The organism is Cedecea sp. NFIX57 (genome assembly GCF_900177785.1).
GTDB lineage: Bacteria > Pseudomonadota > Gammaproteobacteria > Enterobacterales > Enterobacteriaceae > Cedecea > Cedecea neteri_C.
The window spans coordinates 35,616-49,854 of the sequence record NZ_FXAS01000015.1 but is presented as its reverse complement, the minus strand read 5'-3'; the positions used below and the strand labels follow the sequence as shown (position 1 = coordinate 49,854).

Here is a 14,239-nt window from a genome sequence, read left to right as displayed (position 1 = left end):
TTTAAACTCCACGACCTGGGGTCCAGTCTTGATTGACCAGCGCGGTGAGAACGTGATCCCGCCATACGCCATCAATCAGCAAATAATCCTTTGCGTAGCCCTCTTTTTCGAAGCCCAGACGCGCCAGCAAATCGCCGCTGCGCTGATTATGCGGCATGTAGTTGGCCATAATACGATGGACATTCTGGCTACGTTGCATATAGCGAATGGCGCTGGTCAGCGCCTCGTACATCAACCCCTGCCCCTGCCATTTTTCAGCGATGGAGTAACCGAGATAGCAGGCATGGAACGAGCCGCGCACGACGTTGGAAAAGTTAGCCACACCGATGACCTCTTTTTCTTCCGGGTCGAGCAGCGCAAAATAGTAGGCACTTCCCTGCTTGTGCATTTCACTAATCATACCCAGCCTTGCCTGCCAGCCCGAAGGATAGCAGTAGCTCTCATCCCGAATGGGTTCCCAGGGTTTCAGGAATTGACGATTTTCGGTGTAGTAATCTGCCATACGCCAGGCATCTCGCTCATGAACCAGACGCACCACCAGTCGGTCAGTCACCAGGCGAACTTTAGGTGCGTTACTGCGGTAGCCAAACATGTTTATCCCACTCCTTCATCCCGGTTGACGGGGCTCATCTTGTTACTATACCTGCGCCTGCCCGCCGTGTGAAAACAACAACATGACGCAACATCACTTTTTTCGATGAAAGCCTTGAATCAAACTCGTTGCACGATAAAAAAATATTGTCCTGCATCAGGTATTAAAAGCCCGGACGGCAAGCGAGAATAAGTACTTGTCGCGTTTAATTAAGTTCCCTGGAGGGGAGATGTCGCGGGTGGCGCAGGCAAGGAGCCTGGGTAAATATTTCCTGCTGCTTGATAACATGTTAGTGGTATTGGGCTTTTTCGTTGTCTTCCCTTTGATTTCCATTCGCTTCGTTGACCAGTTGGGCTGGGCCGCTTTGATGGTCGGCATTGCCCTGGGCCTACGTCAATTTATCCAGCAGGGGCTGGGTGTCTTCGGCGGCGCAATTGCCGACAGACTCGGCGCTAAACCGATGATTGTCACCGGCATGCTGCTACGCGCCGCAGGGTTTGTCACCATGGGTATTGCCACGGAACCCTGGATGCTCTGGCTTTCCTGCCTGCTCTCCGCCATTGGCGGGACGCTGTTTGATCCGCCCCGCTCGGCGTTGGTCGTCAAACTGGTTCGCCCTCAGCACCGCGGCCGCTTCTTCTCAATTCTGATGATGCAGGACAGCGCCGGCGCGGTGATCGGCGCTCTGTTGGGCAGTTGGTTGTTGCAGTACGACTTCCGTCTGGTCTGTGCCGTCGGCGCCGTAATGTTTGTCCTTTGCGCGGCGCTGAACGCCTGGCTGCTGCCGGCCTATAAGCTTTCCACTATTCGCACCCCAATGCGCGAAGGTATGGGCCGTGTGTTCCGTGATAAACGCTTTATTACCTACGTCCTGACGCTAACCGGCTATTACATGCTGGCGGTGCAGGTCATGCTGATGCTGCCGCTGATGGTCAATGATATTGCCGGTACCGCGTCGGCGGTAAAATGGATGTACGCCATTGAAGCCGCGCTTTCGCTGACGTTGCTCTACCCTATCGCTCGCTGGAGTGAAAAGCGCTTCCGCCTGGAGCAACGCTTAATGGCAGGTCTGGTGCTGATGACGGTGAGCCTGATGCCTATTGGCCTGGCGTCCAACTTACAGCAGCTTTTCGCCCTGATTTGTACCTTCTACATCGGCTCAATCATCGCTGAGCCCGCTCGGGAAACACTAAGCGCCTCGCTGGCGGATGCCCGAGCACGCGGCAGCTACATGGGATTCAGTCGTTTGGGCCTGTCGCTGGGCGGCGCGCTAGGTTACACCGGCGGTGGCTGGCTGTTTGACGCAGGGAAAGCCCTGCAGCAGCCAGAATTACCCTGGGCCATGCTCGGCATCATCGGCTGTATCACCCTTGCTGCCCTGTGGTGGCAGTTTAGCCTTAGACCCGTTGAGCCAACGATGCTGGAGCCCGGCGGTCAGGGATAATTTTCTCTTATCGTCTTTTTCCGGTAGCCGCTCCCGCCGTGCCGCATTATGCTGATAAAACAAGGCACGGCATTGGAGCCGCTATTTTGAGGAAGCCTATGAAGAAGATTGTTTTTGCCGCAGCATTGATGCTCAGCGGCCTGCTCGCCGGATGCAACCAGTTAACGCAGTACAGCGTGAGTGAACAGGAAATCAACCAGTCGCTGGAAAAACACAATAACTTCTCCAAGGACATTGGCCTGCCCGGCGTGGCTGAAGCCCATGTGGTGTTAACCCATTTAGTCAGCCAGATTGGACGGGAAGAGCCGAATAAAATTACCCTGACCGGTGATGCCAATCTCGACATGACGTCGCTGTTTGGTAACCAGAAGGCCATCCTGAAGCTCAAGCTGAAAGCGCTGCCGGTGTTCAATAAAGAGCAAGGTGCCATCTACCTGCAGGAAATGGAGGTGGTTGATGCTCAGGTCGAACCGCAAAAAATGCAGACCGTGCTGCAGACCATGATCCCTTATCTTAATCAGTCCCTGCGCAGCTACTTCAATCAACAGCCTGCTTATATCCTGAGCGAAGATCGCAGCACAGGTGAGTCGCTGGCGAAGAAATATGCCAAAGGCATTGAAGTCAAACCCGGTGAGATAATCATTCCGTTAACGGAATAGCCCCTCTCCCTCAGAGCCGTTTCTGCGCTCTGAGGGTTTTGTGCAACATGTACAACATAAGGGGTGCAAACGATAACGTTTCCCCTTATCCTTAGTGCCCGGCATAAAACCAGCCCTTGATGACTGATTTCCCTCTCACGCCGGAGCACATTGATGACCGCATTACCTCAGGTATTAAAAATCCGCCGCCCAGATGACTGGCATATTCACCTTCGTGACGGTGAGATGCTGAAAACCGTGGTGCCTTACACCAGTCAGACCTATGGCCGTGCGATTGTCATGCCCAATCTTGTGCCTCCTGTTACCAGCGTGGATGCCGCTATCGCTTATCGCCAGCGCATTCTCGATGCTGTCCCGGCCGGGCAAAAGTTTGAACCGCTGATGACCTGCTACCTGACCGACACGCTGGATCCCAACGAAGTCGAACGCGGGTTCAATGAGGGCGTATTTACCGCCGCCAAGCTTTACCCGGCGAACGCCACAACTAACTCCGCTCACGGTGTAACCAGTACCACAGCCATCCTGCCAGTGCTTGAGCGTATGCAGAAAATTGGCATGCCGCTGCTGGTGCACGGCGAAGTCACCCATGCTGACATCGATATTTTCGATCGCGAAGCGCGCTTTATTGAAACCGTCATGGAGCCGCTGCGTCGCCAGTTGCCTGATCTGAAAGTGGTGTTTGAGCATATCACCACCAAAGATGCCGCCCAGTATGTGAAAGAAGGTAACTCGCTGATTGGCGCGACTATCACACCTCAGCACCTGATGTTTAACCGCAACCACATGCTGGTGGGAGGGATTCGCCCGCATCTGTACTGCCTGCCTATCCTGAAACGCAGCGTCCACCAGGAAGCCTTGCGCGAACTGGTTGCCAGCGGCTGCGATCGCGTATTCCTGGGTACAGACTCTGCGCCTCACGCCCGCCATCGCAAAGAAGCCAGCTGTGGCTGCGCCGGCTGCTTTAACGCGCCTTCCGCGCTGGGTGCCTATGCGACGGTATTCGAAGAAATGAACGCGCTGCAGCATTTTGAAGCTTTCGCTTCGCTGAACGGCCCGCGATTCTACGGCCTGCCGGTCAATGAAGATCATATCGAACTGATTCGCGTCGCTGAGAAAATGCCGGAGCTGATTGAAGCCGGTGACGACAGCATCGTACCGTTCCTGGCGGGTGAAGAAGTCGTCTGGTCGGTTAAAGGCTAAATTTCCCCCCCCTGTTGCTTACTGGAAAGTTAACCTGTATAAATATCCAGTATATTATACAGGGGGTCGTTATGCGTATTGAAGTGACTATAGCCAAAACCACACCGTTGCCGCCAGGGGCTATCGACGCCCTTGCCAGTGAGCTTTCCCGCCGTATCAATCAACATTTCCCCGACACCAGCAGCGAAGTGCAGGTACGTTATGCCTCAGGCAATAATCTCTCCGTGCTGGGCGGTGCCAAAGAAGATAAAACGCGAATCAGCGAGATCCTCCAGGAAACCTGGGAAAGCGCTGACGATTGGTTCTCTGCCGACTAATACCCTCAAGTATGTTGGTACTTTTTTGCCGGGTGTCGCCATCCGGTTTTTTTATTCCCCTCGTCGACTTGATTACTTTTTAAACACCACCAAAGTCTTTCCTGCCTTTCTTTCTCATTACTTCGAAATAGCCTGTCGATTTATTGTTCGTTTTTCCTGAATAATGCGGAAAAAGTGTTACCAGGTAATTATTTCATCCCCATGAAGGCCGTAGTATTGATATACTTAAGTCGCTTCACGATAAATCACGCATGAACCTCACTAGCCGTTGTCTTTAAACACGTATAAAAGGGGTTATGATGGAAAAAAATAGTGATGTTATTCAGACTCATCCCCTCGTCGGATGGGATATCAGCACCGTCGACAGCTACGACGCCATGATGCTGCGCCTGCATTACCTGACATCCAATAATCAGAAGCACGATGAAACCGAGATAGGCCAGACGCTCTGGCTGACCACCGATGTCGCCCGGCAATTTATTTCCATCCTTGAGGCCGGGATAGCCAAAATTGAATCCAGTGATTACCAGGAAAGCGATTATCGCAAGCATTGACGACACATGCTTAACAATGGCCACAGGCACCCAACGGGGTGCCTTTTTTATTTTAAGCGTCACCGTCAATTGCATCGTTCCGGTGAATTAATTACCCTGCTACAGATAATTTTCCACAGAGAAAAGTTTATGAACTATGACCTCATCATTGTCGGCAGCGGCTCCGTCGGTGCCGCCGCAGGCTGCTATGCCACACACTCGGGCCTGAAGGTACTGATGATCGACAGCGGCCACCCGCCGCACGATCAGGGCAGCCACCACGGCGACACCCGCCTGATGCGCCATGCTTATGGCGAAGGTGAAAAATATGTCCCGTTGGTCCTGCGAGCACAAAAACTGTGGGATGCCCTGGCTGAAGCCAGCGGCGAGAAGCTCTTTCATCGCACCGGGGTCATTAACCTGGGGCCAGCTGATTCGCCCTTTATTCGCAATGTCGCCTCCAGCGCAGAGAAATTTGCCCTGCCGGTTGAAACGCTGGACGCTGCCGCCATTGCCGCCCGCTGGCCGGAGATTGCGGTGCCTGAAAACTACGTCGGCCTGTTTGAGACGGACTCGGGCGTGCTGAAAAGCGAGCTAGCCATCGAGACCTACATCAACCTTGCTAAACAAGGGGGCAGCGCTCAGCTCTTTAACTGCAAGGTGACGGAAATCCGCCACGACAATGAAGGTGTGACTGTTGTCACTGAAGAAGGTGAATATCACGGGAGCAAACTGCTGGTCAGCGCGGGCACCTGGGTCACCAAACTGCTGCCGGACCTGCCGATCGCGTCGGTTCGCAAGATCTTTGCCTGGCACCAGGCCGATGGACGCTACAGCGAGAACAACAAATTCCCGGCGTTTACCGCAGAAACCCCCAACGGCGATCAGTATTACGGCTTCCCGGCGGAAGATAACGAACTGAAGCTGGGTAAGCACAACGGCGGGCAGTTGATTGACTCACCCGAGCAGCGTAAACCCTTTGGCGCTGTCGCCAGCGATGGGTCCGAAGTCTTTCCCTTCCTGCGCGAATTTTTACCCGGCATCGGCTGCTGCCTGCACGGCAAAGCCTGCACCTATCACAATTCACCGGATGAAGATTTCATCATTGATACCCTCCCCGGCCATGACAACACCCTGATCATTACCGGGCTGAGCGGACACGGGTTCAAATTCGCCTCCGTTTTGGGCGAAATTGCCTGCCAGTTTGCTTTGGGTCAAAAACCTGCCTTTGATTTATCCCCGTTTGTACTTTCTCGCTTCAAAACGGCGTAGAATCCCCGAGTGGCGGGCATTCCGCCACTTTTACCCGGGGCCATCATGATTCGCTTTATTCAATTTTTAACCAACAATATTCGCGAACACTTTATTCTGTATCTTTTCCTCTGGGCAATGCTTGCGCTTCTCGATCTGGCTTATATTTATTTCTTTTAATTATTCACACGCACGTTATATTGACAATTATTGACGTAAAATTAATTAAATATAGTTTTATCGCAAATAATTAACTGCCAATCAATATTCATTCCAGTTAAAAACAATCATATTCATTCGACGCTATTGAACACATGTCGCAAGTGTTATTCAAAAAAACAGACATACAATAAATATATATCGAAATAAGAATATTTATGTTGATCTGCTGTTAACAGAACGCCTATGTTTTAGCTTCTGTAGGAAACACATGGACGCATAAATATGCAATGGCGAAACTCACCCGAACGCTATGGACATTTTTCGGTTCTGCTTCACTGGCTTGTCGCCGCCACGGTTTACGGCATGTTTGCACTCGGACTGTGGATGGTGACGCTGGGCTATTACGACGTCTGGTATCATAAAGCACCAGAAATACATAAGAGCATCGGCATATTGTTAATGTCTGCTCTTGTGATTCGTATTCTCTGGCGTTTTATATCGCCTCCACCGCCACCGTTAAAAAGTTATTCACGCCTGACACGCATCAGCGCGTTGACTGCACATATTTTGCTGTATGCATTACTGTTCGCCATTTTGCTGAGCGGGTATCTGATTTCAACCGCCGACGGCAAACCTATTAGTGTTTTTGGCTGGTTCGATGTGCCCGCCACGCTGACGGACTTCGGGGCACAGGCCGACCTTGCCGGGACAGTTCATCTCTGGCTGGCATGGACCGTAGTGATTGTGTCTGTACTACATGCCCTCGCGGCCTTAAAGCACCATTTTCTAGATAAAGATGCCACCCTCAAGCGCATGCTCGGGAAAGCATCCCGTTAACTATGGAGAGTAAGACAATGAAGAAAATCCTGCTGGGAGCCACCTTAGGCGCTCTGTTATTCACCACCGGCTCTGCCGTGGCCGCTGACTATAAAATTGATAAACAAGGGCAGCATGCGTTTGTGAATTTCCGCATTCAACACCTCGGTTATAGCTGGCTGTACGGCACCTTCCGCGATTTTGACGGCAGCTTTACCTTCGACGAGCAAAACCCTGCGGCAGATAAAGTTAACGTCACCATCAATACCACCAGCGTGGATACCAACCATGCCGAGCGTGACAAACACCTGCGTAGCGCAGAGTTCCTCAACGTGTCGAAGTTCCCACAGGCGACCTTCGCCTCAACGGAAGTGAAGAAAGATGGCGAAACGCTGGATATTACCGGCAACCTGACGCTAAACGGCGTGACAAAGCCGGTCACGCTCAAAGCTAAGCTGATTGGTCAGGGTAACGATCCGTGGGGCGGCGTGCGCGCGGGGTTTGAGGCCGAAGGTAAAATTAAGCTGAAGGAGTTCAATATTACTCAGGATCTGGGGCCGGCTTCTCAGGACGTTGACCTGATCATTTCTGTCGAAGGCGTGCGTCAGTAAAAATACTCCCCCGGCGAACCGGGGGAATTTTATTACTTCTCTGGGTCAGGAATACCCAGCGTGGTATTCAGCATCCCACGAGATTTATTGAAGATCTTATTCCCGTTTTCGCGCCCCGCCCGGCGGCGACGCTGTTCTTCTGGAGATAGCGCCAGCTCATCACGGCAAACTTCACTGCAGCAGCCAGAGAATTTCTCAGCGCAGGCCGGACACTGAATAAACAGCAGGTGGCAGCCGTCATTTTTGCAGTTGGTATGGCTGTCGCACGGCGTCCCGCACTGATGGCAATGGGCGATCACATCGTCAGAAATACGTTCGCCCATGCGCTCATCGAAAACAAAGTTTTTCCCGACAAAGCGCACCGGTAGCCCTTGCTCACGCGCGCGGCGTGCATATTCAATAATCCCGCCTTCAATGTGATACACATTTTTGAAGCCGTTATGGCGCATCCAGGCGCTGGCTTTTTCACAGCGAATGCCGCCGGTGCAATACATGACAATTTTCTTCTCTTTGTCATCCTGCATCATATCTACGGCTTTCGGCAGCTGCTCACGGAAGGTGTCGGCCGGAATTTCGACGGCATCCTCGAAGTGCCCCACTTCATATTCGTAGTGGTTACGCATATCGATAAATACCGCGCTTGGATCGTCGAGCATCGCATTCACTTCGGCTGCTTTCAGATATTCCCCCACGTCGCTTGCGTCAAACGTAGGATCGTCAATACCGTCAGCGACGATACGGTCGCGTACCTTCATGCGCAGCACCCAGAAGGATTTGCCGTCATCTTCCAGCGCAATATTCAGGCGCAGATTATTTAAAGCCGGGTGAAAAGTGTAAATCGCCTCACGAAGGGCATCAACACGGCTTTCCGGGACGCTAATCTGAGCGTTGATCCCTTCATGCGCCAGATAGACGCGGCCAAACACATTGAGGCTCAGGAACAGCTGGTACAGCGCATCACGGGTCGCCTGCGGCGTTTCGATAGAAAAATATTTGTAGAATGAGATGGTCGTGCGCGGCTCGGTTTCGGCAAGCATGCGCTCGCGCAGCTCCTCATTCGATACGCGGTTGTGTAACACTGGCATGGTGTTCGCTCGCAATCGTTGGAAAAAAAGTGGGCTGCATCATAAAGCAAATAACGCTTATTTACATCCCCACGTTTTACGCTACATTTTGCTCACTCAAAGGTATTCGCGGCAACAATCGATGAAATATCAGGCACTCCGACGCCGCGAATTTTGGCTATGCGCCAAAAAATGCCACAATGGAATGATTAGAAGATACGGCAATTGCCGTCACAAAGGTTTTACATGACGAACTTACCGCAATTCTCTCGTGCGTTGCTGCACCCGCGTTACTGGCTCACCTGGTTGGGTATCGGCTTTTTATACCTGCTGGTGCAACTCCCCTACCCGGTACTTTATCGCATCGGCTGCGGGCTGGGCCGGCTGGCAAAACGCCTGATGAAACGTCGCGCAAAAATAGCCTACCGCAACCTTGAGCTCTGCTTCCCGGACATGAGCGAGGAAAAACGTGAGCAAATGGTGGTCGCCAACTTCGAGTCCGTCGGCATGGGGCTGATTGAGACCGGCATGGCCTGGTTCTGGTCTACGGAGCGCATCAATAAATGGTGCCACTACGAAGGGGTCGAGATCGTTAAAGGCATCGAGAAAACCGGCCAGGGCATTTTACTGATTGGCATTCACTTCCTGACGCTGGAGTTGGGTGCCCGTATCTTCGGCATTAAAACGCCAGGCATCGGCGTGTATCGCCCCAATGACAATCCGCTGCTCGACTGGCTGCAGACCTGGGGACGCATGCGTTCCAATAAAAGCATGATTGACCGCAAAGACCTGAAAGGCATGATCCGCGCGCTGAAAAATGGCGACATTATTTGGTACGCGCCGGACCACGATTACGGCCCGAGAGGCAGCGAATTTGTGCCATTCTTCGCCGTTGAACAAGCCGCGACCACGACGGGAACCTACACACTCGCCAAACTCTCCGGCGCCTGCGCCGTGCCCTTTGTTCCTCGTCGTCTGCCAGACGGCAAAGGCTACGAGCTGACGATTATAGAGCCAGAGCTTAACCCGCCACTTGAAAGCCCCGAGGAGACGGCGCGCTGGATGAACAAAATTGTAGAAAAGTGCATCCTGATGGCGCCAGAGCAATATATGTGGCTGCATCGCCGATTTAAGACTCGCCCGGAAGGAATGCCGGACCGCTACAAATAACGCCTGACGGCCGCCTTTTCAGGCGGCTATTTTTTTGCCACTCGTTTGATCGAAAAAGCCCTTTGATTTGCCAGCCCACTGCCAACAGGCGCATAATTAGCAGAGTAATAATTTCCCCTCTTCTTTTTGGCCCTGGCAACTACGGAGCGGTATGACTCCCCCTGACAGCACTATCAACTGGAAGCGTAATCTGGCCGTCGTCTGGGTTGGCTGCTTCCTGACCGGCGCGGCCTTCAGCCTGGTCATGCCCTTCCTCCCGCTTTACGTTGAGCAACTCGGGGTCACCGGCCACAGCCAGTTGAACATGTGGTCCGGGCTGGTCTTTAGCATTACCTTCCTGTTTTCAGCCGTAGCATCCCCTTTCTGGGGCGGGCTTGCCGACCGCAAAGGCCGAAAACTGATGCTGCTGCGTTCCGCGCTTGGCATGTCTATCGTCATGCTGCTGATGGGCCTCGCGCAAAACATTTGGCAATTTCTGGCACTTAGGGCTCTGCTCGGCCTGCTCGGTGGGTTTGTGCCGAATGCCAACGCGCTGATCGCCACCCAGATACCGCGCCATAAAAGCGGCTGGGCACTCGGCACGCTGTCTACCGGAGCAGTCAGCGGCGCGCTATTAGGCCCACTGATGGGCGGCCTGATGGCGGACAGCTACGGGCTGCGCTCGGTGTTCTTTATCACCTCGCTGGTGCTGTTTATCTGCTTCGTGATGACGCTGTTTTTTATTCGCGAGTCATTCACGCCAGTTTCCAAAAAAGACATGCTGCACGCCCGCCAGGTGCTGACCTCATTGAAAAATCCTCGCCTGGTGCTGAGCCTGTTTGTCACCACGATGATTATCCAGGTCGCCACTGGCTCTATCGCACCGATTTTAACGCTCTACGTACGCGATCTCGCCGGAAACGTCAGCAACCTGGCGTTTATCAGCGGGATGATTGCTTCCGTGCCCGGCGTAGCAGCGCTGATCAGTGCCCCAAGACTCGGTAAGCTGGGCGATCGCATCGGGCCGGAAAAGATCCTGATTGGCGCACTGACGATCTCCGTTCTGCTGCTTATTCCTATGTCGCTGGTACAAAACCCTTGGCAGCTCGGGATCTTACGTTTCTTGCTGGGTGCCGCCGACGGGGCGCTCCTCCCCGCCGTGCAAACGCTGCTGGTCTATAACTCTTCCAGCCAGATCTCTGGGCGCATCTTCAGTTATAACCAGTCCTTCCGCGATATTGGCAACGTCACCGGCCCGCTGCTCGGCGCCGCCGTTTCCGCCAGCTACGGCTTCCGCACCGTATTCCTGGTCACCGCCAGCGTGGTGCTGTTTAACGCGCTTTATTCGTGGATGACGCTGCGCCAGCCTGCCGAGCGAGTTCGTATTCCGGGGGAATAAATCTCGACTTGCAGATTTGCCAACAGCGTCAACAATTCGCGGAAAATCACCGAGCGGCCGCGCGCTGGCCTTTACCACAGGGAGGTGGGCATGAGCATGTACTGCAGTTTTCAACTTTTAAAAAAGGCCATAGAGGGAAACCTCGACTTCCTTTTTTATTAGAATACCTTTCAAATTTTTCGACAAAACCCTAATCAGTTCTGAAATTACTGAATCATGAAAAATCAAAATAATCAGAAGGTTTCAACTTACCCTCTTTCATTTTATTAAGATTATCTTTAAGCTCTTCATCAATATCCATAAGTTTACTAAACCTACTAAGGGCAAGATCAAAAATATTCATATTAATAATACTCATAAAATGATCCATGCGATCATAATTTCCACCATGCATATTGTATATATGAGAACTTTTAAAAAAATGCAATGCTGAATTTATTTCATAGCAACAACTCATTAATTCCCTAGTGAAGTCATTATACTTATTAACCTGATATTTAAACATCTGTCCAGCAACACTCTCACTGGTAGATATACCACACATATTAATCTGAGATATTAAATTAATACATATATCATTTAATCTATTCATTTCATCAATTGATGAAGATTTAATCTTATCAACTAATGAAAGCATTTCTTTTATAGCCAGTCTCTTATTGTTTATTGCATCTTCAAGTGAAGAGTAATCACTGCCATACTCTCTTTTAATATCCCCCATGTAAATTTCCATCAACTTAATGTTATATAATATTGATGAGGATACTTGCATAGTAGGAACTACTTCAGTTAGTATTTTCATTACATGCTTATGACCAACATCTTTACCTTTCTCATCCCAAATCTGTTTAGCTTTATAGCCTGCATAACAGGCACCAATAGCCAATACTGTATCCATAACTGCACTAACAAAAGAAGCATCTATCCCTTTAGTAAGATACACATCAAGGAACATCCAAACGACACCACCACAAAAGAAAGCTACATAATATTTTAATATATACGGCCTTAAAAAGTTTAATACTCGCTTCATCATAATCACCACAGAATTCACATAAGCCCCTGCAAGCGATTATCTTACACCAACTGAAATACTGCTGCATTATTCCGTTAAACCCTCCAAAATCGTTCCTGGAGAATTTTAGAAGGAATGGATTTGATTCTTCTATATCGTAATCACAATACCCTTGATCTGTTATCGTAAACTTGCCGATGAACTTGTGGATCTTCTTCTTAAGAGCGTTACTACTATTTTTAGTAGTTGACGTTATATCCTTACGAAGTTGCTCTCGAAAACTGTCCATAGTAAAATACTCTCCTTTTTACTTCGTGATTTTTACAAATGAAAATTAAATCTAAATTAAAGAAACTCCGTGATGAGTTTAAGTTATCTCATGTATTGTGGTTTTTCTCTGGAATACTGGTAACCGTAATATTCAACTGGATTGTCTATAAAGATCCTAAACGAGTTACGGCACCAGGGGTATCTGCTTTAGTAGCTATATCTGCTTTCATGTTAGCTTTGTGGTCAGCGTTCAAAGTTAATAAATGGATCAATTCAAAAGTTAATGAAAAATCCTTTAAGCGTACAGAAGAATTTTTGGATGAATTATCAAGTCTATATTTAGGATTGGCTAAACTTTACTCAGTCATAGAGCAAATAAAAGATACTAAAAATTTCGCCAACGATAAAATATTATTAGGCACCGCAAAGGATTATATAAATGAATACTTAAACTCAATAGTAAAAACTACCGTTTTGTATATGTCATTCTCCCACTGGAACATAAAATTCAAAAAAGAAATACATTTTGAAGCCATCGATTCAAGACTTGTGAAGATAACTAAAACTGCTAGAGTAATTCTTTTTAATATTGACAACATTCAACAAGGTGCTGATAATAGCAAAGAGATTAAAAACATAAATCTTAGAACAAAACTTCTTTTAGGAAGACTTGATGGTATATCTTTATTATTAGATCCATTTATAACTTTCAAATACAATGAAATATTTGATCATTAATATCTATATCACACTCAAAAAAGTTGATTAATAGTAGCTATAGTTCCCTCATAAACTGCCAGCATCTGTTCTAAGTATTCAGGACTGGCAGTTTCTGTACCCGTCTTTCATTTCTTCTTTACTAATAAACCCTACCGGTAATTCACGTTTAATACACGCTTCTATCTTTGCTGTCAGTGAATCTGTTATCACTGAACAAATTTTTTATTCATACGGACGAATATTCATAGAACTCATACTAAGTCGTCCATCCAGATTCAACCTGCTTTGACAGCTTTCTTATCGCCATCTATACATTCTTTTACGCCCATTCTGATGTGATTAAAGGAGATAACCATGAGCATGTATGCAACCTTGGAAGAAGCCATTGATGCCGCGCGGGAGCAGTATCTTGCCGATAACCCGAGCGTGGATGAAGAGAGCGCCAGCGTCGAGCAATTCAATTTCCAGAAGTACGTTTTGCAGGATGGCGACATCATGTGGCAGGCCGAGTTCTTTACCGACGACAGCGAGGAAGGCGAATGCCTGCCTATGCTCAGCGGTGAAGCGGCGCAAAGCGTGTTTGACGGTGATTTCGATGAGATTGAGCTGCGCCAGGAGTGGCTGGAAGAGAATACGCTGCACGAATGGGACGAAGGTGAATTTCAGCTCGAGCCGCCGCTGGACACCGAAGAAGGTCGCACGGCGGCAGACGAGTGGGATGAGCGCTAGTCGTTATTCATAAGGCCCGTGGCTGGCATCAATCGGCAAGAGTAAAGTGTCAAAGATTAGCGAAAACGGCAGGTCGAGCACGGTAATATAGCGCCATGCGCCCTCGCGTACATCCCAGCGCACGCCGGGGTAATACTGGTTTCCGTGCCCCTGCCCCGGCACCGTCCGGCTGATAATGCTGCCGCAGCCGCTCAGCAGAAAGGCCATCATCAGTACCGCAATTATTTTACCCACACATGCACTCCTGTTCAGAACGCGCTGAGTATAACCATCGTCGGATAAAAGGCAAAAAAATGCCGACCCTGAGG

17 protein-coding genes are annotated in these 14,239 nt (G+C 50.0%); 13 read left to right on the top strand and 4 right to left on the bottom strand.

Annotation, left to right across the window (positions count from 1 at the left end; genetic code table 11):
• Nucleotide 1: 1 nt before the first annotated feature.
• Entirely contained in the window at nt 2–592 is a 591-nt protein-coding gene (gene rimJ, locus B9Y90_RS14460; protein ID WP_045782036.1) for a ribosomal protein S5-alanine N-acetyltransferase, read from the bottom strand.
• Between the two features lie 229 nt (nt 593–821).
• Between rimJ and mdtH the strand changes: the two genes are divergently transcribed.
• From mdtH to B9Y90_RS14415, 9 genes are all read left to right on the top strand, one after another.
• Nucleotides 822–2,036 carry a multidrug efflux MFS transporter MdtH gene (gene mdtH / locus B9Y90_RS14455; RefSeq protein ID WP_085541638.1) on the top strand — a complete coding sequence of 405 codons (1,215 nt, stop codon included), beginning with the start codon at nt 822–824 and terminating at the stop codon, nt 2,034–2,036.
• 98 nt (nt 2,037–2,134) lie between these two features.
• The gene (locus B9Y90_RS14450) at nt 2,135–2,695 is read left to right on the top strand and encodes a lipoprotein (protein WP_039291822.1); all 561 of its coding nucleotides are present in this window, start codon (nt 2,135–2,137) and stop codon (nt 2,693–2,695) included.
• Between the two features lie 153 nt (nt 2,696–2,848).
• Nucleotides 2,849–3,895 carry a dihydroorotase gene (gene pyrC / locus B9Y90_RS14445; protein WP_085541637.1) on the top strand — a complete coding sequence of 349 codons (1,047 nt, stop codon included), beginning with the start codon at nt 2,849–2,851 and terminating at the stop codon, nt 3,893–3,895.
• A 71-nt stretch (nt 3,896–3,966) separates the two neighbouring features.
• Nucleotides 3,967–4,212, top strand: coding sequence for a DNA damage-inducible protein I (gene dinI / locus B9Y90_RS14440; protein WP_016535825.1), 246 nt, complete (start codon nt 3,967–3,969; stop codon nt 4,210–4,212).
• 299 nt (nt 4,213–4,511) lie between these two features.
• The gene (gene bssS / locus B9Y90_RS14435) at nt 4,512–4,766 is read left to right on the top strand and encodes a biofilm formation regulator BssS (protein WP_008453527.1); all 255 of its coding nucleotides are present in this window, start codon (nt 4,512–4,514) and stop codon (nt 4,764–4,766) included.
• Nucleotides 4,767–4,895: 129 nt separating this feature from the next.
• The gene (solA, locus tag B9Y90_RS14430) at nt 4,896–6,017 is read left to right on the top strand and encodes an N-methyl-L-tryptophan oxidase (RefSeq protein ID WP_085541636.1); all 1,122 of its coding nucleotides are present in this window, start codon (nt 4,896–4,898) and stop codon (nt 6,015–6,017) included.
• A 45-nt stretch (nt 6,018–6,062) separates the two neighbouring features.
• Complete coding sequence (locus B9Y90_RS14425; RefSeq protein WP_071842723.1) at nt 6,063–6,176, top strand: DUF2770 family protein; 114 nt, start codon at nt 6,063–6,065, stop codon at nt 6,174–6,176.
• Between the two features lie 264 nt (nt 6,177–6,440).
• Nucleotides 6,441–6,995 (top strand): cytochrome b, encoded by a 555-nt coding sequence (locus tag B9Y90_RS14420; RefSeq protein WP_085541635.1) that lies wholly within the window; start codon nt 6,441–6,443, stop codon nt 6,993–6,995.
• 17 nt (nt 6,996–7,012) lie between these two features.
• Nucleotides 7,013–7,585, top strand: a complete 573-nt coding sequence (locus B9Y90_RS14415; RefSeq protein WP_039291805.1) for a YceI family protein — start codon at nt 7,013–7,015, stop codon at nt 7,583–7,585.
• Between the two features lie 32 nt (nt 7,586–7,617).
• Here the strand turns inward: B9Y90_RS14415 and trhO are convergent, their stop codons facing one another.
• Nucleotides 7,618–8,670, bottom strand: coding sequence for an oxygen-dependent tRNA uridine(34) hydroxylase TrhO (gene trhO, locus B9Y90_RS14410; protein WP_085541634.1), 1,053 nt, complete (start codon nt 8,668–8,670; stop codon nt 7,618–7,620).
• Between the two features lie 225 nt (nt 8,671–8,895).
• On the opposite strand from trhO, the gene B9Y90_RS14405 reads away from it, so the two are divergent.
• Together B9Y90_RS14405 and mdtG are read left to right on the top strand one after the other, a co-directional pair.
• Nucleotides 8,896–9,819 (top strand): Kdo(2)-lipid IV(A) acyltransferase, encoded by a 924-nt coding sequence (locus tag B9Y90_RS14405; RefSeq protein ID WP_039291797.1) that lies wholly within the window; start codon nt 8,896–8,898, stop codon nt 9,817–9,819.
• Nucleotides 9,820–9,970: 151 nt separating this feature from the next.
• On the top strand, nt 9,971–11,197 hold the full coding sequence (gene mdtG / locus B9Y90_RS14400; RefSeq protein WP_085541633.1) for a multidrug efflux MFS transporter MdtG: 1,227 nt from the start codon (nt 9,971–9,973) through the stop codon (nt 11,195–11,197).
• A 214-nt stretch (nt 11,198–11,411) separates the two neighbouring features.
• On the opposite strand, the gene B9Y90_RS14395 is transcribed toward mdtG, so the two are convergent.
• Entirely contained in the window at nt 11,412–12,251 is an 840-nt protein-coding gene (locus B9Y90_RS14395) for a hypothetical protein (RefSeq protein WP_139827398.1), read from the bottom strand.
• 288 nt (nt 12,252–12,539) lie between these two features.
• Between B9Y90_RS14395 and B9Y90_RS14385 the strand changes: the two genes are divergently transcribed.
• Together B9Y90_RS14385 and B9Y90_RS14380 are read left to right on the top strand one after the other, a co-directional pair.
• Nucleotides 12,540–13,220, top strand: coding sequence for a hypothetical protein (locus B9Y90_RS14385; RefSeq protein WP_139827397.1), 681 nt, complete (start codon nt 12,540–12,542; stop codon nt 13,218–13,220).
• A 336-nt stretch (nt 13,221–13,556) separates the two neighbouring features.
• Nucleotides 13,557–13,931 carry a MysB family protein gene (locus tag B9Y90_RS14380; protein WP_008453535.1) on the top strand — a complete coding sequence of 125 codons (375 nt, stop codon included), beginning with the start codon at nt 13,557–13,559 and terminating at the stop codon, nt 13,929–13,931.
• A gap of 3 nt (nt 13,932–13,934) precedes the next feature.
• Here the strand turns inward: B9Y90_RS14380 and B9Y90_RS14375 are convergent, their stop codons facing one another.
• On the bottom strand, nt 13,935–14,156 hold the full coding sequence (locus tag B9Y90_RS14375) for a YceK/YidQ family lipoprotein (protein WP_409450381.1): 222 nt from the start codon (nt 14,154–14,156) through the stop codon (nt 13,935–13,937).
• Nucleotides 14,157–14,239 lie beyond the last annotated feature (83 nt).